The 19,061-nt window shown below is 70.0% G+C and carries 19 protein-coding genes and 1 pseudogene; 9 read left to right on the top strand and 11 right to left on the bottom strand.

Annotated elements, in window-relative coordinates:
* Positions 1 to 242 precede the first annotated feature (242 nt).
* A pseudogene (locus O1G21_RS38655) lies at positions 243 to 725 on the top strand (IS5 family transposase); the annotation flags it as partial.
* A 21-nt stretch (positions 726 to 746) separates the two neighbouring features.
* On the opposite strand, the gene O1G21_RS38650 reads toward O1G21_RS38655, so the two are convergent.
* A complete protein-coding gene (locus O1G21_RS38650) occupies positions 747 to 1,151 on the bottom strand; it encodes a hypothetical protein (RefSeq protein ID WP_270139972.1) in 405 nt (134 codons plus the stop codon).
* 341 nt (positions 1,152 to 1,492) lie between these two features.
* Positions 1,493 to 1,648: a hypothetical protein gene (locus tag O1G21_RS38645; protein ID WP_270150445.1), complete on the bottom strand. Its 156-nt coding sequence runs from the start codon at positions 1,646 to 1,648 to the stop codon at positions 1,493 to 1,495.
* Positions 1,649 to 2,061: 413 nt separating this feature from the next.
* On the opposite strand from O1G21_RS38645, the gene O1G21_RS38640 reads away from it, so the two are divergent.
* From O1G21_RS38640 to O1G21_RS38625, 4 genes are all read left to right on the top strand, one after another.
* Positions 2,062 to 2,220, top strand: coding sequence for a hypothetical protein (locus tag O1G21_RS38640; RefSeq protein WP_270150444.1), 159 nt, complete (start codon positions 2,062 to 2,064; stop codon positions 2,218 to 2,220).
* Positions 2,221 to 2,229: 9 nt separating this feature from the next.
* A complete protein-coding gene (locus O1G21_RS38635) occupies positions 2,230 to 2,547 on the top strand; it encodes a hypothetical protein (RefSeq protein ID WP_270150443.1) in 318 nt (105 codons plus the stop codon).
* A gap of 115 nt (positions 2,548 to 2,662) precedes the next feature.
* Positions 2,663 to 3,949 (top strand): transglycosylase family protein, encoded by a 1,287-nt coding sequence (locus O1G21_RS38630; RefSeq protein ID WP_270150441.1) that lies wholly within the window; start codon positions 2,663 to 2,665, stop codon positions 3,947 to 3,949.
* A gap of 81 nt (positions 3,950 to 4,030) precedes the next feature.
* Positions 4,031 to 5,476 carry a hypothetical protein gene (locus O1G21_RS38625; protein WP_270150440.1) on the top strand — a complete coding sequence of 482 codons (1,446 nt, stop codon included), beginning with the start codon at positions 4,031 to 4,033 and terminating at the stop codon, positions 5,474 to 5,476.
* Between the two features lie 884 nt (positions 5,477 to 6,360).
* Here O1G21_RS38625 and O1G21_RS38620 read toward each other — a convergent pair.
* Positions 6,361 to 7,287, bottom strand: a complete 927-nt coding sequence (locus tag O1G21_RS38620) for a Vgb family protein (RefSeq protein ID WP_270150439.1) — start codon at positions 7,285 to 7,287, stop codon at positions 6,361 to 6,363.
* Between the two features lie 695 nt (positions 7,288 to 7,982).
* Here O1G21_RS38620 and O1G21_RS38615 point away from each other — a divergent pair.
* Positions 7,983 to 8,126 (top strand): transposase, encoded by a 144-nt coding sequence (locus O1G21_RS38615; protein WP_270150437.1) that lies wholly within the window; start codon positions 7,983 to 7,985, stop codon positions 8,124 to 8,126.
* Positions 8,127 to 8,251: 125 nt separating this feature from the next.
* On the opposite strand, the gene O1G21_RS38610 is transcribed toward O1G21_RS38615, so the two are convergent.
* The 5 genes from O1G21_RS38610 to O1G21_RS38590 form a co-directional block, all read right to left on the bottom strand.
* Positions 8,252 to 8,617 carry a DUF962 domain-containing protein gene (locus O1G21_RS38610; protein WP_270150435.1) on the bottom strand — a complete coding sequence of 122 codons (366 nt, stop codon included), beginning with the start codon at positions 8,615 to 8,617 and terminating at the stop codon, positions 8,252 to 8,254.
* Positions 8,618 to 8,707: 90 nt separating this feature from the next.
* A complete protein-coding gene (locus O1G21_RS38605; protein ID WP_270150434.1) occupies positions 8,708 to 9,499 on the bottom strand; it encodes a maleylpyruvate isomerase family mycothiol-dependent enzyme in 792 nt (263 codons plus the stop codon).
* A 715-nt stretch (positions 9,500 to 10,214) separates the two neighbouring features.
* Positions 10,215 to 10,625: a hypothetical protein gene (locus O1G21_RS38600; protein WP_270151478.1), complete on the bottom strand. Its 411-nt coding sequence runs from the start codon at positions 10,623 to 10,625 to the stop codon at positions 10,215 to 10,217.
* Between the two features lie 481 nt (positions 10,626 to 11,106).
* Positions 11,107 to 11,322, bottom strand: a complete 216-nt coding sequence (locus O1G21_RS38595; RefSeq protein ID WP_270150433.1) for a hypothetical protein — start codon at positions 11,320 to 11,322, stop codon at positions 11,107 to 11,109.
* A 151-nt stretch (positions 11,323 to 11,473) separates the two neighbouring features.
* A complete protein-coding gene (locus O1G21_RS38590) occupies positions 11,474 to 13,801 on the bottom strand; it encodes an Orn/Lys/Arg family decarboxylase (protein WP_270150431.1) in 2,328 nt (775 codons plus the stop codon).
* 591 nt (positions 13,802 to 14,392) lie between these two features.
* Between O1G21_RS38590 and O1G21_RS38585 the strand changes: the two genes are divergently transcribed.
* Positions 14,393 to 14,992: a 2'-5' RNA ligase family protein gene (locus tag O1G21_RS38585; RefSeq protein ID WP_270150430.1), complete on the top strand. Its 600-nt coding sequence runs from the start codon at positions 14,393 to 14,395 to the stop codon at positions 14,990 to 14,992.
* A gap of 7 nt (positions 14,993 to 14,999) precedes the next feature.
* On the opposite strand, the gene O1G21_RS38580 is transcribed toward O1G21_RS38585, so the two are convergent.
* Complete coding sequence (locus O1G21_RS38580; RefSeq protein WP_270150429.1) at positions 15,000 to 16,133, bottom strand: IS630 family transposase; 1,134 nt, start codon at positions 16,131 to 16,133, stop codon at positions 15,000 to 15,002.
* 155 nt (positions 16,134 to 16,288) lie between these two features.
* On the opposite strand from O1G21_RS38580, the gene O1G21_RS38575 reads away from it, so the two are divergent.
* A complete protein-coding gene (locus tag O1G21_RS38575) occupies positions 16,289 to 16,741 on the top strand; it encodes a hypothetical protein (protein ID WP_270150427.1) in 453 nt (150 codons plus the stop codon).
* A gap of 66 nt (positions 16,742 to 16,807) precedes the next feature.
* On the opposite strand, the gene O1G21_RS38570 is transcribed toward O1G21_RS38575, so the two are convergent.
* Positions 16,808 to 17,338, bottom strand: coding sequence for a YrhB domain-containing protein (locus O1G21_RS38570; RefSeq protein ID WP_270150425.1), 531 nt, complete (start codon positions 17,336 to 17,338; stop codon positions 16,808 to 16,810).
* A gap of 77 nt (positions 17,339 to 17,415) precedes the next feature.
* The gene (locus tag O1G21_RS38565; RefSeq protein WP_270150424.1) at positions 17,416 to 17,778 is read right to left on the bottom strand and encodes a carboxymuconolactone decarboxylase family protein; all 363 of its coding nucleotides are present in this window, start codon (positions 17,776 to 17,778) and stop codon (positions 17,416 to 17,418) included.
* Between the two features lie 136 nt (positions 17,779 to 17,914).
* Between O1G21_RS38565 and O1G21_RS38560 the strand changes: the two genes are divergently transcribed.
* Positions 17,915 to 18,877 (top strand): LysR family transcriptional regulator, encoded by a 963-nt coding sequence (locus tag O1G21_RS38560; RefSeq protein WP_270150422.1) that lies wholly within the window; start codon positions 17,915 to 17,917, stop codon positions 18,875 to 18,877.
* Positions 18,878 to 19,061 lie beyond the last annotated feature (184 nt).

Below are 19,061 nucleotides of genomic sequence, written 5' to 3'. Positions count from 1 at the left end.
TTTGCAAGGCCTTCGCGGGCCCGGGGGCAGCCAGGCGTCAGCCCGGTGTCCACGCGACCACCACGAAACCCACCACTGTGACGACACCGCTCTTTGGGAAGGCCTCAAGGGCCCTGGAGACCAACAGGTGTCCGTCACGGACAGTCCGGAAGCCCCAACCGGGGCGATCCGGAATTGCCTTCACACAGGATTAGGGGGACCTGCAGAAGGAGCCGCCCGGCGGTGTCGTCGTCGAGCCGGCCGACCATGGGCTGGGCCGGTCGCGGGGCGGGCTGACCACCAAGCTGCACCTGGCAGTCGAGCAGGGACAGCGGGCCCTGGCGCTGGTCGTCACCGCCGGGCAGCACGGTGACTCCCCGCAGTTCCAGACGGTGCTGGGGCGCATTCGGGTGCCCCGGCTCCGCCGGGGTCGCCCACGCACCAAGCCGGACAAGGTGCGTGCCGACAAGGCATACGGGTCCCGCGCCAACCGCGCCTACCTGCGCAGACGCGGGATCCGCTGCACCATCCCCGAGAAGAAGGACCAGATCCGCAACCGCCTCAAGCTCGGCTCGCGCGGCGGTCGGCCGCCGAAATTCGACAAGGCCGACTACCGCGAGCGCCACGCGGTGGAATGCGGGATCAATCGCCTCAAGCGCCACCGGGCCGTGGCCACGAGGTACGACAAGCTCGCCGTCCGCTACGAGGCGACGGTGCTGGTCGCCGTCATCAACGAGTGGCTGTGACCAGCACCATCGCCGCCGAGCCTAGTCCCACACAATGGACCACACAGTCGCGCCGGGTGGCACCTCCGGAATGTCACGAAAGACATCTACCAGCTCTGGGATCACACCGCTGGCCTCGAACCCCTCGATCCACGCAGCGCAGACACTCTCGTCCGCCGTGGTGCAGATGGCGACGGCCTCACCGGCGAGTTCATCCATCTCCAATGTCTCCGGGTGCAGTTGCACCCGGACCCAGGCGACGTCCTCGCGCCTCTCGATGGCGCGGAAACGCTCGGCCAGTTCCGCGAGAGCAGACCGCCCATAGCCCCATTGGTTCGGCGCGATGCATCCTTCGTTGTCGTTACCGTCGAAGAACTCGTCCAGAGTGAGCAACGGCATCACGCCTTCGTCACCAGCACGGTTGATCACTTGCTCGGCGGAGATCATGGTCAAGGATCCTTGCATGACGGAGTGACAGTAGATCGCTCGACGCATAGGCGAAGTGATCACGGCCAACACTTTCGCAACAGGCCCTAGGTGTACTGACCCGTGCGGCTTGGGGACGGTGTGTCCGCGGTGGTGATTGCAGGTGCGGAGCCGTCCGGGATAGGCGTCCCGGCGCTCTTGTTCGGTGCGGTAGGGCCCATTCGTCGCGCAAGGCGCGGTTGAAGCGTTCGACCTATGCCGTGGGTCTGCGGCCGGTAGGGCCAGGTGCTCCTGCGGCGTGATGCCCTCGGCGGCGAGGACAACACGCCGAAGGTGTGACTCGTAGCAGGAGCCGCTGTCGGTCAGCAACGCTGGACGGTGCTCCCGGCCTGGGTGAAGAAGGCCTGGGCGCGGGTCCATAAGGCGGTGACGGTCTCCTTGCCTTGATGATGCGCCGCTCGGTGCGGGCGCTGTTTCTCGCGCTCGACCGCCTCCCGCTCGGCCCGCACCGCCAGCACCGCCTGATGCCGCCCCGCCCCGCCCCGGCGCCGGCCAAGCCGACGTCCTGGTGCGCGCCGGTCCTGATGGGGCAACAGGGCGCTGGCCCACGCCGGCGAGTGTCCCGGCCGCCTGGCGAGTCTGGCCGGGCTGGACCGGCTCGCCCGGTGAGTTGTCCGTGTCGGTGCGGGTCAACAGCCGGTATGAATTGGCCACCACCGGCGAGAGAAGAAATGTCATGTCCATGACTGACAGTCGGAATGGCGTCAGGCGAGTTGGCGACAGCCCGAAAGCCTTCCTGGGCCGCTGATCTGCGGCGAAGCTATTCACTGCCAGCCGGGAACAGCCCGAACGGCAGCCGGACGAAGCGTCAACCGCGGTACGTCTCACCGGCCAAGGACACTTGCCCCTGCTTCAGCAAAGGACTCACGTCATGATCCGCACTCGCATCGCCCGGGCCGCCGCGGTCGTCACGCTCGCTCCGGCCGGCACCGCGCTCGTGTCCTCGCCCGCCTTCGCCGCCGCGCCCGCTGCTCCCGCCCTCGGCCGGGCCGCCACCGTGACGCCCGACTCGCTCGGATGGGGCGGCTGAACCCCGACGATGGACATCGTCTACGCCAGCCTGCAGCGCAGGCAGCCGGCCGAGCCGACCGAGCCCTGCGAAGTTGCCGAGGTCCTGGGCGCCCTGTGGGCGCACGCAACCCCCGCCGACGGCCTGGAACACGCCTCCGGCCGAAGCGAGGCGGACCGGGTCGACCTCCTGCTCTACCTCCGCACGCTCGACCCGACGGCCGCCGACACCCGCACCGAGCTCCATCGGGCCAGTGACCTGCTCGCCCGCTGCCACCAGGCCGCGCCCGTGCTCCGCCGACGCTACCTACCCCCGGCCGGCACCGTTCACCCGGGCCCCGCGGCGTGAGCCGCACCGCAGAGCCGCCGCTCAGCTGATCGGGCGTCGCCTGCGCCCCGCGGCCGCCAAGTCTTCGCACGTCCCTTTCGCAACCCTATTCCGCACCGAGTGCAGGGAGTTCCCCATGCCCGTCCGCAGCCGCTCCATGTCCGCTCTGGCCCTGTCCGCCGCCACCCTGGTGGGCGTCGCGGCCCCAATCATGTGCACCGCCACTGCGGCCTCGGCCGCCTCGGTGAGCACCTGGGAGAAGGTCGCCCAGTGCGAGAGCAGCGGCAGGTGGGACATCGTCGACAACGTCGGAGGCACTACCTACTACGGCGGGCTGCAGTTCGACGCACCGACCTGGCAGGCCTACGGCGGGAACTTCTACGCACCCACCGCCAACCTGGCCACCGAAGGGCAGCAGATCCTGGTTGCGGAGAAGGTGCTGGCGAAGCAGGGCCAGTCGGCCTGGCCGACCTGCGGGCCCGCCGTGGGACTGGGCGCCGACACCGCGAACCCCTATCCGGCCGACAACCCCACGCCCGCCCCCTCCACCCCCACCGCGGCGACTCCGTACACGGCCCGGGTGTTCGCCCTGGGTTCGGACAACCGGATCTACGAGAAGGACGGCGACTACAACGCCCACACCTGGACCAACTTCGGCCTCGTCGACGGCACCGCCGGCTTCAAGCAGGTGACCAGCGCGGTGGTCGGCAACACCGTCCACCTCTACGCCCTCGGCTCGGACAACCGCGTCTACGAGAACAGCGCCGACTACAGCGCCGGCAAGTGGACCGGCTTCGGCCTGGTCGACGGCACCGCCGGGTTCCAGCAGATCACCACCGCCGTCATCGGCAACACCGTCCACCTCTACGCCCTCGGCTCGGACAACCGCGTCTACGAGAACGACGGCGACTACACGAAGCACAGCTGGAGCGGCTTCGGCCTGGTCGACGGCACCGCCGGGTTCCAGCAGATCACCACCGCCGTCACCAACACCAACACCGTCCACCTCTTCGCGCTGGGCTCGGACGACCGCGTCTACGAGAAGGACGGCGACTACGGCGCCAACACCTGGACCAGCTTCGGCCTCGTGGACGGCACCGCCGGCTTCAAGCAGATCACCACCGCCGTCACCAACAACACCATCCGCCTGTTCACGCTCGGCTCGGACAACCGGATCTACGAGAAGGACGGCAACTTCGACACCCACACCTGGACCAACTTCGGCCTCGTGGACGGCACCGCCGGCTTCAAGCAGATCACCACCGCCGTCACCGGCACGTCGCAGGTCCACCTCTACGCCCTCGGCTCGGACAACCGCGTCTACGAGAAGGACGGCGACTTCAGCGCCAACACCTGGACCAGCTTCGGCCTGGTCGACGGCACCGCCGGCTTCCAGCAGCTCACCTCCGTCGCCACCAGCTGAGCACGCCGAACCGTCGCACCCCTCCCCCGCATCCGACAGCACCGCGCCCGCGAACCCGTCAAACCTCAGTGGAGTCCTGCCATGCCCAAGAACAAGAAGAACACTTTCCGTCGTGTCCTCGCCGCGGCCATCGCCACCTCCGGCCTGGTCGGCGCGCTGACCACCACGACCGCCGCGCACGCGGTGGGCACGTCCAGCCCGGACGGCTCGATCACCCGGTCGGAGATCCTGCAGCGCGCCCAGTCCTGGGTCGACGAGCAGGTCCCGTACAGCCAGAGCAGCGCGTGGAGCGACAGCAACGGCAGCTACCGCTCGGACTGCTCCGGCTACATATCGATGGCCTGGCACCTCAGCAGCGCGCTGACCACCGTCACCCTGCCGAGCGTCTCCACCAAGCTCAACAGCTATGACGACCTGTTGCCTGGCGACGCGCTGGACCGGTACGACAACGGCAACTACAACATCCACGTCGTGCTCTTCGCCGGCTGGACCGACAGCAGCCACCAGACGGCGAACATCTACACCGAATCGACCTGGGGCACCGTCGCACACACCACCACCATGTCCCGGTCCGCCATGGACGCCGGCACCTACGTGCCATTCCGCTACAACAACGTCGCGTCCGACCCGGCTCCGGCCCCAACTCCGATCACGGCCAACAACGTCCACCTGTACGGCCTGGGGTCCGACAACCGCGTCTACGACAACTACGGCAACTACGGCATCAACAAGTGGAACGGCTTCGGCCTGGTCGACGGCACCGCCGGCTTCAAGCAGATCACCAGCACCACCACCACGGACAGCACGGTCCACGTCTACACCATCGGCTCGGACAACCGCATCTACGAGAACGACGGCAACTACGCCGACGGCAAGTGGAGCGGCTTCGGCCTGGTGGACGGCACCGCCGGCTTCCAGCAGATCACCGCAGTGGCGACCGGGACCACCGTGCGCCTCTACGCGCTCGGCTCGGACAACCGCGTGTACGAGAACGACGGCGACTACACGAAGCACAGCTGGAGCGGCTTCGGCCTGGTCGACGGCACCGCCGGCTTCAAGCAGATCACCGCCGCTGCGACCACCGACGCGTCCGGCAACACCACCGTCCACCTGTACGCGATCGGCTCCGACAACCGCGTCTACGACAACGATGCCGATCTCAGCGCCCACAAGTGGGGCGGCTTCGCCCTGGTGGACGGCACCGCCGGCTACCAGCAGATCACCGCCGCCGCGCTCGGGACCACCGTCCACCTGTACGCGCTCGGCTCCGACAACCGCATCTACGAGAACGACGGCGACTACAACGCCCACACCTGGACCGGGTTCGGCCTGGTCGACAACACCGCCGGCTTCAAGCAGATCACCGCCGTGAAGACGGGCGCCAGCACGGTGCACCTCTACGCGATCGGCTCCGACAACCGCGCCTATGACAACGCCGGAGACTACGCCGCCCACAAGTGGGCCGGGTTCGGCCTGGTGGACGGCACCGCCGGCTGGCAGCAGCTCACCGCCGTGGCCAGCATCTGACACAGGCAGGACCAGCGGACCGGGAGACCGAGGAATTCATCGTCCGACCGGCAGCACCCAGCCGAAACGCCTGCTCAACCTGCGAACACCCGGGCCCTCCCCCACACCGCTGAAGGGGGAGGGCCCGAGGCATGCCGCCAGGCACCGAAAGGCCGCAGCCGAAGTAGGTCCTTCAGCTCACCGGCAACTCCCACGTCGCCGGCCCGACAATGCCTTGAGGGTTCATCATGCCGGGTGAACTGGTGCGGGCTCCGATCGGTCACCGGCGGCGGATGCGGGGCGGGAGTGGTGAAACGCCGAGCCCTCGGTGTGCGGGAACTCACAGCGTCGATCGGGTCGCCCACGACGAAGCGCACCGCTGGACGATGAGGGTGAACCACCGTCAGGGACATGTCTCTCGCCGATCGGGCACCAGAAATGCTACAACCCGTGCCGAAGTGGCTACGGGCGGCTACTGGGCGACGGCCCGCCTTGACGGCGAATCGTCGTCATCTGTCCCGCTCCGCAGGAGGACCGTTTCCTCCCCCGCAAGCGGGGGGACCCCCACCCCGACTCAAGCCGGCGGTATCCACGGAGGTACCAGATGAACTGGTAGTCCATGCTCAGCGGGCCGTCGGCGTACTACTCCAGCAACGCCAGAAAGCCGTGTCTGGACGGTGCGCAGTCTGCCACCGGGCAGTTGCCCCGGCTACCGGCGGGGTGGGCCTGGCAGGGCGCTGGGGTCTTCGTCGCCGTCATGGCGCCACCCTGGCCGTCAGAACTGAGTGCGGCGTGCCCTGGGCCGGACGGGCGGGGCCTGCTCGGTGCCGCGCCATGCCGGGGCCGCGGTGCGGGTGCGCTCCTGTCAGCTCACCCGGCACCGCGACCCCGCCACGCTGCGCCAGTCAGGGGGTTACGGTTCCGATCTGGCTCGGGGCGTTTTCGGTGAACCAGAGGTTGCCGTCGGATCCGGTGGTGATGTCCAGCGGGCTCGAATCGGTGGTCGGAATCGCGTACTCGGTGATCGAACCGCCGGTGGTGATCCGGCCGATGTCGTTGCCGACGTTCTCGGTGAACCAGAGGTTGCCGTCCGGTCCGGTGGTGATGCCCCACGGGAACGGGAAGAAGAGGGTGTCCGTGAGGTCGTAGCCGGTGAACACACCCGCCGTGGTGGCCTGTCCGATCTGGGTTGCTCCGGCATCGGTGAACCAGAGGTTGCCGTCGGGCCCGGAGGTGATGCCGATGGGCAGGGAGAACAGCGAGGGCACCGTGTATTCGGTGATCGTGCCGTCGGTGGTGATCTGACCGATGCTTCCGGTCAGCACTTCGGTGAACCACAGGTTGCCGTCCGACCCGACGGTGATGCTCAGCGGGAAGGCACTGGAGGTGGGGAGCGCGTACTCGGTGACCGTGCCGCCGGTGGTGATCCGGCCGATGTTGGCGGCACCGGGCTCCGCGAACCAGAGGTTGCCGTCCGGCCCGACGGTGATGCCCCACGGGTAGGCGCCGGAGGTCGGGAGGGCGTACTCGGTGACCGTGCCGCCGGTGGTGATCCGGCCGATCTGGTCGACGTTCGACTCGGTGAACCACAGGGCGCCGTCCGGCCCGGTGACGATCTCGGCCGGCCCGGCGCCGGTGGTGGGTACCGAGTACTCGGTGAAGGTGCCGCCCGTGGTGACCCGCCCGATCGCGTTCGCGGAGTTCTCGGTGAACCACAGGGCGTCGTCCGGCCCAGCGGTGATGCCGACCGGTTCCGCGTCGGCCGTGGGCGTCGCCAGTTCGCTGATGGCGGGCGTCTGGCGGGTCTGTGCCCTCCGCGGTTGGGGGTGCATCCCGCGGAGGCAGGCGATGAGTCCCGCCGGCCCCCGGTGCCGGACGCAGGACTTCACCCACGGGCGCAGGGATCCCGGGGGGCGGTGCGTGGAGTCGCCCAACGCCACGGAGCCGGGCGCTGCGACGACGGCCGTCAGAACCAGGACGGTGAGCACACGGTAGAGCCGCCTGAGGCGGCCAGGACGGTGGGACATGAGACCCCTTTCCGAACGACACGGCGGGAGCCGGAACGCCGAACCCGTGCACCGGCGGTCTCCCCGCCCCGAGCCGTGACCGACAAGCACAGCGTGACGGCCGAAAGCCCGCCCTGCCCCGATTGCTTCGAAAGCGGTATGTCACACACGGACAACGTGGCGCCCATCCGGTATGAAGAATCCCCCGGAAACCGCATGAAACACCCACAAACACCAGACGGACAGGGTGAGCTGTAGGCGCCGGGGCTGGAGGGGTGCGGCGGTCCACCGTCCGGTGTGGGAGCGGAGCCAGCGAGGCTGGCCGCCCTGGCGCGGAGGTCGGCGCTCTGCCGGAGTGTCAGCCGGCGGTGATGCGGGCGAGGGTGGCCTGGAGGCGGCGGACGGCGTCCTCGGCTTCGGTGTAGTGCTCGGGGGTCGGGGGACGGCGCCGAAGGCGTGGTCGTCTGCGGCGGGCAGGGCGCGCCAGCGCAGGACGGGTTCGAGCGCGGCGACGGCGCGCGGTGGAGATGTACCGCTCCGCCGACCCGAAGCCGGTGATCCGGCAGATGGCCCGCGATCTCGGGGTGCACCACGAGGCCCTGCGGAACTGGATCCGCCAGGACGAGGCCGACCGGGGCGAGCGCGACCATCCACACCCGTCCTGACCAGGTAACAGCACCTCCCGCACAACGGGGGAAGCTCAGGGCAGCTGGAAGCCCTCGGGGTGGCCTGGTAGGCCCGCCCAGCCTTGGGTGTCTTACGCACGGCGATCCGGGAGCCGCACGGGCCGTCAGTCGTCGGCCGATCCGCCGTGCTCCGCGAGCCACGCGCGGGCGATCGCGCCCAGTTCGGCATCGCGGCCGGAGAGCATCATGCCGATCATCCGCGCGTCGCCGCGCAGGGACCAGACCGGGTGTCCGAAGGTGGCCGGGTTGTTCCCCTCGACGAGGAAGTGCGCCGGCCAGGCCGTGCCGTACCCGATCAGCGGAAGGGCCACCAGCCGGTGCTTCAGGCCGCGCGCCAGGCCATGGGCGCCCACCGCGAGCCCGGTGAGGGTGCCCACCAGGTGCACCCACCTGGTGGCGGCCTTGGAGTGCATCGCCACGTAGTAGGGCCAGAACTCCTCGAAGGACGCGAAACGCCTGCTCTCAACCATGCCAGGACGGTAGCGCCACGCCGACGCTCCGCCCAGGGCACGGTCGGATGAGCCGACGACGCGACCGGGCGCCGCGTCGTCGACCCCGCCTCACGCGTTCGGGTCCCAGGCGAAGAGTCGCTCGAAGATGACCTGGTCGCCGTCGATCTTCACCGAGTCCAGCGGGGCGCGTCCGTAGAACCACAGGACCAGCTCACCGGCCGTGCCCCGGACGGAAGCGTCGGCCGGGGCCAGGGCCTCGCCCTCGCCGGCAGCCGGGAGGCGGACGGCGCGGGCGCCGTCCGCCTCGACCGTGAAGCGCCAGGAGCGGCCCTCGGTGGTGTGGTAGTCGACGACGGCCGGCTCGTGCGGCCAGACGCCCGACCACGCGCAGCAGGTGAACAGGAAGTCCTCGACGCCGTCCAGCGCCACCTCCGCCGGCAGCGGCTGCGCGGCGCCCACGGTGAGCTGGGCGTCATAGGTGTGCATCGCGATCTCCTGAAGCTGGTGCCGGGCGACGGCACCGCTGGTCCGCGGCGACTGCGAGGCGCCCCACCACGTCCAGCACTCGGCGTCCGGGCCGACCTTCCGCAGGGTGTCCAGCAGCTCCTGCGTCGACGCGGCCAGCCAGGCCACCAACGCCTCGCGCTCCCGGGGCGCCTGCGCCTCGGCGCGCGCCGCCACGGCCTCGGCCGGCGGGGCGTCGGCCGGACCGGCCTCGACGACGGCGGCCCAGAACGGGCGGCCCGAGCCCAGGTGCCGCGCCAGGTCGAACAGCGTCCACTCGGGACAGGTCGGCACCTGCACGTCCAGACTGGGCGCGGCGGCGATCGCGGCCCGGAAGGCCGTCGCCCGCTCGTCGATCAGTCGCAGCAGGTCAGGGAGTTCAAGATTCTTCTGCACTACGACTGTCTATCACCGCCCTCCGGCGGCCGAAAGCGAGTTTCCCGGCCGCCGCCTGCCGCCGCCGTCCGAACCGCCGCCGGCAGCGGCCGCGGGCCGCTCCACCCCCGGGCCCGAGCAGCAGCAGTGCTTCGAGGACGGCGCGAAGACCATGCGGGAGCTGAAGGACCTGTACGGCCCGCTGGGTCGTCCGGGGCGGATGACCTGTTCGCAGCCCGGGCACTCCAGCCGGTTGGGGCCAGCCTCCTCCCGCAGCTCCAGCTTCGAGCCCTCCTTCCCGCCGATCGAGCCCCGGCACGTCCAGCACGGGCGCAGGGAGGCATTCGCCGTACGGCCGGACGAAGACGAAGGGGTAGTGCCTCGAGGGGCTCGGTGGAGTCGGAGGAGGACTGGGCTATGTCCGGGGCGGGGCATCCACCGCCCCACGCGCGATGCGGCCGTCCCGGCGGCTCCGACGACGTCGGCCACGCCCAGCCCGGCCACCTTGGTTCAGTCGCTGAGCTGCCCAGACGTCACCTGGCGCCTGGGACGGGGGTGCTGGCATCAGGAGCCACATCGGGAGTTACAGCAGGACCCGCAGCAGGAGCCGCATCGGGAGGTCCGGGAAGGGCCCTTCCCGGGCCGCACACCCGGGGGGACGGTGCGTCAGGGCGCGGGAGCCGCCGCCAGGGGCCGTCCGTGGGGCTCGGCTTCCCCTGGAGGGCCGGTAGCGGTGTCAGTTGGTGGTGATGCGAGTGAGGGTGTCCTGGAGATGGCGGACGGCGGTCTCGGCGTCCGTGTACTGCTCGGGGCTCGCGGGGACGGTGCCGAAGGTGCTGCCGTGATCGGCGTCCAGGGCGCGCCAGTGCAGGACGGGTTCGAGCGCCGTGATGGCTCCGGAGAGGAACCAGGCCAGGCGTCCGTGGGTGCGGGCCAGGGCGATCGCAAGGACAGCGAGCACCTCCCGCAGACGCTCCAACCGGTCCTTCTCGGACCGGAGTTCCTGGGTGTCCGGCGAGCCGACGGCTTCCCGCAGGCCGGCCTCGGCCTGGAGCGCGAGGCTTCGGTCGCTGGGTGTCAGTTCCCATACCCCGTCGCGGATCTGCCGCTCGGCTTCTTCGGCAAGGCTCGCGACCGTCGTCTGCATGTTCACGTGGCTCACCGTAGTGGTGCGTCCCGGCCTGGCGGGGCCCGGGGGCGTCCGGCCTACGCCGGGCGCTCACCACCACCACGACCCCGCAGGGTGCAGACCCGTGTCGACCGGACCGCCACCCACCACCGCCCTCCACCTACCAGCGAGCCGGGCAAAGGGATGGACAGAAGGGGTCGTCGCATTTTCCGGCCGCCCGAAAGTGGCCTGTGAGCTGCAGGAACGCGCAGAGCCCGCTGGGAGCGGCGGGGTACCTACGGCGGTACCTACGGCGGTACCTACGGGGCTGCCTACGGTGGCACATATGGGGCTGCTGTGACCCGGAATGCTAGACCCGCGCGACGCTCGCGAACAGGCCTGCGACCTGCAAACTTTCGGCCGCGGACATGCCAGGAGGTCAGAAATTTCTTACTCGCGGCCAGCCAAGAGCACCTGACCGGATTCGGGACCGGGATGCCTCGGGCTATGGCCGCTACTGTCACACCGTCGGCTCGGTCTCGAGGTCTCGCGTGCAGAGGTGGGCGGTCGGGCAGGCCGGGCATCCGCGGGCGTCGATGAGGTGGGCGACGGCGTCGAACAACTGCTGGGCACGCTCCTCAGTGCCGACACCGTCGAACGACGCGTACTCCTGAGCAGGCCTACCAGCAGCAGTGCCGCCGGCCCTGCTGCTCCTGGGCCTCGTCTCCGTGACCACCCACCGCCTCTCGGCCGCCGTCCCGGCCTGGACACGGTCACCGTCCTGAGACAGTGCCTGGCGCGAGTGCAGAACGAGCGAGGTCCCCTGGCGGTCGAGCGAGATGTCCGAACGTGTCGACCCGCGCGCCAGGGAGCCTCGCTGCGCTGGTTCAGGCTTCCGGTCGGCGGACGCACTCGATCAGGTAGTCGCCGGTGACAGTCTCGACGGTGACGCCGTGCGCCTCGCTGTGGAAGCCGGGGAAGGCCCTGTCGAAGGACTCCAGAGCGCGCAGGTAGCGCAGGAGCGGTCCGTCGGCGGCACCGGTCGACTCACCGGGCATGAGCACCGGGATGCCCGGAGGCGTCACCGTGACCATGGCGGCCGCGACCCGATCGGCGGCCGCGCTCAGGCGTACGCGTTCGGTGCCCCCTCGGATCAGCCGCTGGTAGCAGCGCTGGGGCGGTTCCACGGGCTCGGGAAGCTGCTGGAACGCGGTGTCGAGTGCGGTGATCAGCTCCGCGCGGGTGAGGTGCTCGTGCATCCGCTGACACAGGTCGCGCAGCGTCGTGCCCGCGTACCGGGAAGAAAACTGGGCAACGAGGCCGGGCAGCACCCGCTCCAACGGCGCATCGGTGTCGTAGAGGGACTTGAAGTCCATCAAGGCGTCCATCAAGGTGCCCCACTTGCCCTTGGTGATGCCCATGGAGAACAGGATCAGCGTGGTGTAGCTGTCGGTCTTCTCCACGACGATCCCGCGGGTGGCCAGGTACGCCGTCAACACGCGCGCGGGAATGCCCCACGGCGAGGTCTCGCCCTTCGCCGTCACCCCGGGGCAGGTCAGGGTGACCTTGATCGGATCGAGCATGCAGTAGCCGTCTTCGAGGCCCTCGAAGCCGTGCCAGTCGGCGCCCGGTTCCAGGAGCCAGCAACTCGCCTCGTCGCGCAACAGCGCCGCGGGGGCGTCGGCGAAGGGCATGCGCCGGCCGGTGGCCGGATCGGTTACCTCGTCGGGCTGCCAGATGCCGAAGAACCAGTCGGGCCGGTCTCCCGCGTCGACGATCCGGCGTCCGGTACGGATGACGGCCTGGCGGAAGCGGATGGCCTCGGTGAGCGCCTCGTCGATCAGCCACCGGCCCTGTGGGCCGTCCATCATCGCGGTTGCCACGTCGAGGGAGGCGATCGCCGGGTAGAGCGGTGACGTGGTGCCGTGCATCATGAACGCCTCGTTGAAGCGCTCGTGTTCGACGGGCGCGCGGGGCGAGGTCCTGACGTGCACCATGGCGCCCTGCGACAGCGCGGCGAGCAGCTTGTGCGTGGACTGCGTGGCGAACACGGTGGGGCGCTGCGGGCCCTCGAAGGTGTCCGGGCCGACGGCCATGCCGTAACGGCGGGCGTAGAGGGGGTGGAAGCGGGCGTAGGCGAACCACGCCTCGTCGAAGTGCAGGCGCGGTGTGCTCGGGGCGAGAGCGTGCGCCGCGGCGAGGGTGTCGTAGCACAATCCGTCGTAGGTGGAGTTGGTCACCACCGCGTACTGGGCCCGGTCGGACACCGCTCCGGCCGTCAGCGGGTTGGCGGCGATGCGGGCGGCCACGGCGTCCGCGGCGATCTCGGCTGGCGGCAGCGGGCCGGCGAGGCCGTAGCCGTTGCGGGTGGGAACCAGGTACACGGGACGGGCACCGGAGATCACCAGGCCGTGCAGCACGGACTTGTGGCAGTTGCGGTCCACGAGCGCGATCTCGTCGGCGGTGACGCTGTAGTGCCCCACCATGCGGTCCGCGGTGGAGTTGCCGTGCAGGACGAAGTAGGTGCGGTCGGCGCCGAAGACCCGGGCGGCGTTGCGCTCGGCCTCCCCGATCGGCCCGTTGTGCTCGAACAGCGACCCGAGCTCTCCCACCGAGATCGACAGGTCGCTACGGAAGAGGCGCTCGCCGAAGTAGTCGAAGAAGGCCCGCCCCGCCGCGGACTTCAGGAACGCGACACCGCCGGAGTGCGCGGGGGTGTGCCAGGAGTACTCGTGCGCGTCGTCGAAGCGGCGCAGCGCCTTGAAGAACGGCGGAAGGACGTCCCGGTGGTAGGCGCGGGCGGCGGCGGTGACCCGGCCGGCGATGAAGGCGGCGGTGTCCTCGAGCGGCCAGATGTAGCCGACCACGGCCTCCGAGACCCACAGCGGCAGCCGCTCCAGGTCGTGGTCGGACTCGTCCGCCATGAGCAGGAAGACCGGGAGGTCCTTGAACCGGCGCTGGATCAGCCGCAGGACGTCCGCGCCGCCGTCCTCCTGGTCGCCGCCGTCGTCGCCCGGCAGGTCCCAGGCCACCACGGCCGCCGCGAGCCCCGACTCCGTGCGCAGGACCGCCCGCGCGTCCCGGGCGGTAGCCGCCCAGCGGAGGGCCAGGCCCTGGTTCTCCAACTCCTTGCCGATCCGCCGCAACTGCTCGGTGCTCACCCCTCCTTGCAGCGGGTTCCCGCGCAGCGCCAACAGCACAGTGCCGCTCACCATGACAGCCCCCTCCCTGACCCACGGCGCCCTTCGGCGCCCGGCACAGTCTCGTCCGGCCGGGGCACGTCAGCGGCGGTATTGGCTGTGCTTCACTCGAAGGCGCTAACGCCTGACAGCGTTCCCATGGGGTGAGGGGTCTCCAGCCACAAATCTGGGTGGCGGCGCGGTACAGCTGAGCTCCACCCTCGTCGGCGACTTCGACCGCCAGCTCACCCGCGCCCTCGCCGCCCTTCCCGCCGCCTGCGTCATGGCCTTCCCCAGCCGCAGCGAGAGCCTCGCCAACATCCTCTTCGAAACCGGCCTGTGGGCACAGCACGGCAGCGCCGTCGTCCTCACGCCCGCCCGCAACGGCTTCCCCAGGCCGGTCGACGGCCTCACTGTCAGCGGGGTGGGAGGGTTCTTGGTACCGATTCTTTACAAGAGGGACGCCAGCACTGCCAGCGGTCGTTTTACCGGAGACCGGACGGGTGGTGTCCGGCAGTGGGATCCTCGGGGAACTTCAGTGCTCGCAATGTAGGTGACATAGGCGAATGACGGTTCGGTGCTGCTGCCCATGATGTGCTCCGCTCGCTCGTTCTCCACCATGGCAGTGTGGACGGAAAGCCGGTGTACGGCGGGGCCGAGCCGGTCGGCGCGCTCGAGGTGGCGCCGACGGCCCGGACGGCGGTGGCGTGGCTGCCGCCGCAGGAGCTCTGGCCGGCGATCCAGGACATCCGCTGGGAGCATGATCCGCAGGTACGGCGGTGGCCGCCGCATGTGAACCTGCTGTTCGGCTTCGTGCCGGAGGAGGAGTTCGCGCGGGCGGTGCCGCTGCTCGCGGCCGGAGCGGCGGAGAGCGCGGCGTTCGCCGCGCGTCTGGCCGGCGTGCGGTACTTCCGGCACCGGCATTACGCCACCGTGTGGCTCGACCCGGCCGCGGCGGGCCCGGCGCCGTGGGCCTGTCTCCACCGGGCGCTGGAGCAACGGTTCCCGCTCTGCCGCGGGCGCGGTGGCCGTTTCATCCCGCATCTGTCCCTCGGCCGCACACAGGACCCGCGGCAGCTGGCCGCCGAGTGCGCCGCCAGGCTCGGCGCACTGTCGGCGGTGGTCGAGGAGGTGGTCTTGCTCTCCCGGCGCGGCGACGAACCGATGCGGCCCCGGGCCGCGATCGCGTTGGGCACGGGCGAGGTCCGTCAACTGCCGGATTGCTAGTGCCGCATCAGGCAACGTTCGCCCTGGTGACGACTTCGCGTAGGCGCTCGTCGGCGGCGTGCTTGTTCCGCCAGATGATGTAGCGGCGGATCATGCTGCCCTGTTCCTTGTGGCTGGCGTGGTCGGTGCCGTCGAGGGCGAAGTAGCGCAGGGCGGTGAACTGGGCCTCGATGCGGTTGAGCCAGGAGCTGTTGGTCGGGGTGTAGGCGATCTCGACCTTGTTCGCCGCGGCCCACGTTCCGACCCGCTGACACCGCTTGGTGGTCAGGTGCGGCGAGTAGTTGTCGCAGATGATCGCAATGCGCACGTCCGCCGGGTGCAGCGAGCGCAGGTAGCGGCAGAACTCCAGGAACTTGGACCGGTTCTTGGTCTTCTTGATGTGGCCGTAGAGCTGGTCCTTGGCGAGGTCGTAGGCGGCGAACAGGTGCCGGACACCGTGCGGTCGGGTGTAGGTCGCCCGCCGCCGGGGTCTGGGTCCGCGGTCAGGGTCTTTGCCCTTGCCACCACGTTCGGCCCACTGCCGACCGGGGTGCGGCTGGAGGTTGAGCGGGCCGAACTCGTCCAGGCAGAAGACGACTTCGGGCTCGTCTTCTTCGGGTATGACCTCGCCGTCCGCGATCGCATAGAGATGTTCCACGCGGGCCTTCTTGGCCGCGTAGTCGGGGTCTCGGGAGGTCTTCCAGGTCTTCACGCGTTGAAACGAGACGCCCTCCTCGCGGAGCAGGACCCGAAGGCCCTCGTGGCTGATGTCGTCGATCACCCCCTCGGCGACCAGGAAGTCGGCCAGCTTGGCCAGGCTCCAGGTCGAGAACGGCAGGCCGTGCTCGGCCGGCTTGGACTTGGCGATCTTCTTGATCTCGCGGCGCTCGGGCAGCGTGAACGTCCTCGGCCGTCCGCCCTTGTATTTCGGGTAGAGCGAGTCGAAGCCGTCGGCGTTGAAGTTGTGGATCACGTCGCGGACTCGGTCCGCGCTCGTGAACGTCACCTCGGCGATCTTCGCCACGGGCATGCGCTGGGCGGACAGCAGCACCATCTGGGCCCGCCGCCAGGTCACCACCGACCCAGTGCCCCGGCGGACGATCCGCAGCAGCCGTCTGCCCTCGTCATCATCGATCTCACGGACCTGCACGCGTTCAGCCACGTGATCATTCTGACGGCCCGCTACCGCCCGGCATAGCAACGGGGTGATACGTCATGACGGGGCAAACTTGCCTGATGCGGCACTAGTGTTGATCACGTAAGGCTTGATGTCGGCGAACTCGCTACACAGCAAAGTGATTGACGGGGGAGAAGTGAATGGCAGCGGGAGACATGCCAGTGGGTCGGGCCTGGTTCGGTGCGGCGGCGCTGGCCTCGGGGGCGTTCCCGGTTGTGTTCGCCGTGGCGACGTGGGTTGCGGACTGGGACGCGAACCATCCGGTGTCCGCCGCCGGTGACGGCTCGCCCGGCGGGGGGAACATGGGGGTCGCGCTCGCCGTGCCGTTCTTCGCCCTTGCCGCAGTCGTCTGCCTGGTCTTCCCGCTGCTGTGGGGGATCACGGTGATGCGCACGCGGAAGGGGCGGTCGGCGCGGGAGCTGCTGACGGCCTCCGCGATCGTGCAAGGGCTCACCCTGCTGCTGGCCCTGCCGGTCGCGGCGAGCCTGCCGTACGGCTGGGCCGGTGTCACGGCCCTCATCGCCGCGGAGCTGATCGCCCTCCGCATCGCCCTGCAACCGCTCTGGTCGCGACACCGGGCTGCGACCGCCTAGCGCAGAGCCTCTCCTGCGCAGGAAGTCGGCCGGTCCGACTTCCTGCGCAGCACCACCTGTCGCCTGCTACTGGACCGGGCCGGCCAGCGTCTCGATCGGGCCCAGGTTCGGATTGGGCTCACGGGTGAGGTTCGCCAACTCCTCGGGCGGTTCGCTCCCGTCCCTGACGATCGTCACGTAGGCCTTGGCGTCCCGCAGGCTCATCCGGAGGGCCTGCTTGCGCAGGTGCTGCATGGCGGCGGCGGTGCCGACGGAGTCCGCGAGCCGGAGGACGTCCGCGGCGAGGGGGTCGGGCGCCCGGATGCCCTTGGTCTGCCGGAGGTAGTCCTCTTCCCATTCGTCGGTCCAGTGGACGCCGGGTACGACGTGGATGCTCCCGTCCTCCCGGTCGACCAGGTAGGGGCCGCCCAGGAGGGTCCCGCGCAGAGCCGGGTCGCGGGCGCCCTCCTCCGAGGTCCAGTAGACGAGCCACCCGACCGACCGCTCCTCGACGGCGTAGACGGCCAGCTTCGGAATCAGCCTCGCCCAGGCCCAGTTCGGGCGCTCCCGCTCCAGATAGGACTCGACCAGCTCGACCGCTCGTTCACGGGAAATCACGCCTCCCATCCTTCACCCCGGGTCAACCGGATTCCGCGCCTGACGACGCTCAGGCCGGAGGCGGCGCGTGAGACGGCCTACGAAGGCGACGACGCGGCCGAGTGCCCGTCGTAGAGCTTCATCGCCTGCAGGCCATGAGCCAGCGATCCGCCGGCACGCACCGCTCCGGCGACGAAGATGACCTCCGCGAGTTCCTCGGGGGTGACGCCGTGTCGGCGGGCCTGGGCGGTGTGCACGTCGAGGCAGTACGAGCACTGGGTGGTCAGCGCCACGGCGATCGCCACGAGCTCACGGTACTTGCGCGGCACAGAGCCGTTTCCGCGGTCGACGACCTCCTGGAAGGACTGCCAGGCGGCGAACTCCTCGGGAGCGAGCCGGCCGACCTGCCGGGCGCGTTGCAGATCGGCCGGCTCGGCGTAGCCGTGGCTGTGCTGGTGCATGCGAGTGCCTCCGTCGGTGAGCAGGGGATCGGCCAACGATCCGGTCGATCGCGCCGGGACCAGCTCACCAGCGCACCCGAGGGGCCGTCCAAGACCGTTTCGATACTCCTCGGACCGTCTCGATATCGTGCACGGCATGGATCTTCGCCGCCTGCGGTACTTCGTCGCCGTGGCCGAGGAGTTGCACTTCGGTCGCGCGGCCGCGCGGCTGCACATGTCGCAGCCACCGCTCAGCCAGCGCATACGCGAGCTGGAGAACGAACTCGGCTGTCGGCTGTTCCAGCGGTCCGCGCAGGGCGTCCGGCTCACTGAGGCCGGCTCGGTCCTGCTGGGCGAGGCACGGGAGTTGCTCGACGCGGCAGAGCGGGCGCGGGAACGGGTACGGGAAACGGGCCGGCGGCGCACCATCGTGGTGGGCACCGTTGCCGGAGCCGGTCTCGAATTCGGCCCCCGCGCAGCCGCAGCCTTTCGCCGTACCCATCCCGACGCGCAAGTACGGCTGTGCGAGGCGGACATCAGCGACCCGACGGCGGGGCTGCGGTCCGGTCGGGTCGACGTCGCGCTGACGCGGCTCCCGTTCGACACCGCGGGCCTCACGGTCCGGCTGCTGGAGACCGAGCCGCTGGTCGCCGTGGTTCCGGCGGACGACCCCGTGGCGCGGCGGCCCCACCTGCGGGTCGGCGACCTGCTGGGTCGACCGTGGATCCGCCTGCCCGAGGACGCCGACGCGGCCTGGCGGCGGTACTGGCTCGGCGAGGCCGACAGCGGCGAGGCGGTGGAGCGGTCTGCGGGCACCGGCTCGGGGCCGGTGGTCCGCACGGTGTCGGAGTGCCTGCATGCCATCGTGTGGCAGGGTGCCGTCGGCATCCTTCCCGCCGGTGCGACCCACCGCCACCGAACCGAGGGCATCGCCTTCGTCCCGCTGACCGACTACCCGCCGAGCCGAGTCGTGCTCGCCTGGCCGTCAGAGGTCCCCGACCCTGCGGTCCTCGCCTTCGTCGAGGCGGTCGGTGCGAGGACCGTTCCGGACACGGACGGAGCGCCAGGTACCGCCTACGACCTCTTCAACCGGCCGCCGGACCTGCTGAACATCCCCTGACCGGACCGCTTACACGATCACCTGGACTTTGAGAGGGCATCTCGCGTGAGTAGTTTGTCCTTGATGCCCCAGTACGTACCTCGCCGGGTTGGTGTGGTCTCGTCCGTCTTCGAGCAGTGCCCGCACCGCATGGCGCCGACTCCCCGGCAGATCGGTATCCCAGCGCAGGCCACCGTGCTGCCTG

It is taken from the genome of Kitasatospora cathayae (assembly GCF_027627435.1).
Classification (GTDB): domain Bacteria; phylum Actinomycetota; class Actinomycetes; order Streptomycetales; family Streptomycetaceae; genus Kitasatospora; species Kitasatospora cathayae.
Note: the sequence above shows the minus strand (reverse complement) of the source record. Positions and strands in the feature narration are given on the sequence as shown.